1 pseudogene is annotated in these 591 nt (G+C 78.5%); it reads left to right on the forward strand.

Features of this window, described 5'->3' with window-relative positions:
* Nucleotides 1-24: 24 nt before the first annotated feature.
* A pseudogene (locus tag DZF91_RS22765) lies at nucleotides 25-591 on the forward strand (hypothetical protein); the annotation flags it as partial.

The following is a 591-nucleotide window of genomic DNA, read 5'->3' on the forward strand; positions in this document are numbered from 1 at the left end:
ACGCAGGGCGCGGGACCGCCCGGCATGACCGCCGGGACGTCGGCGGCGGGCCGCCGCCACGACGCGGTGCGCCGTGCGGGCGTCGCGGTTCTCGCCGCCGACCTGCAGGCCGCGCCGAACGTGCTGCCCGCGCTGCACCGCTGGCTCGACCCCGACAGCATGCGGACGCTCCAGGCCGTGCTGTCGGATCCGGGGCATCCGCTGCGCGCGCTGTGGCCGCACGAGGGACGGCTCCCGAACGTGCTGCGCGGCGACCCGGAGACGCTGGCGTCGCTGCTGGTCACGACCTACAGTCTGGGCCTGACCTGGTGCCGCCTGGCGCAGGTCACCCCGCCGGCGACGGGTTTCGCGCTGCCGCAGGCGGTCGCGGCGGAACTGACGTCCCCGGCCCTGCACAGCCCGCCGTCCACCGACGAGCTGAGCGCGTGGGACATCATCAAGGCGGCGCGCGCGCACCTGGCCGCGAAGCGCGAGCCGTCCCAGTCCCCCGCGGGGACGCCCGATCCCCCGGCGGGCCCGGTCGCGGGCGGGTCGCCGCCGCCTGTTCCGCCCGGTTCCCTGCCGCCCGTCCCGGCTCCCCCGCCGCCCGTG

It is taken from the genome of Actinomadura logoneensis (assembly GCF_003428695.1).
GTDB classification, from domain to species: domain Bacteria; phylum Actinomycetota; class Actinomycetes; order Streptosporangiales; family Streptosporangiaceae; genus Spirillospora; species Spirillospora logoneensis.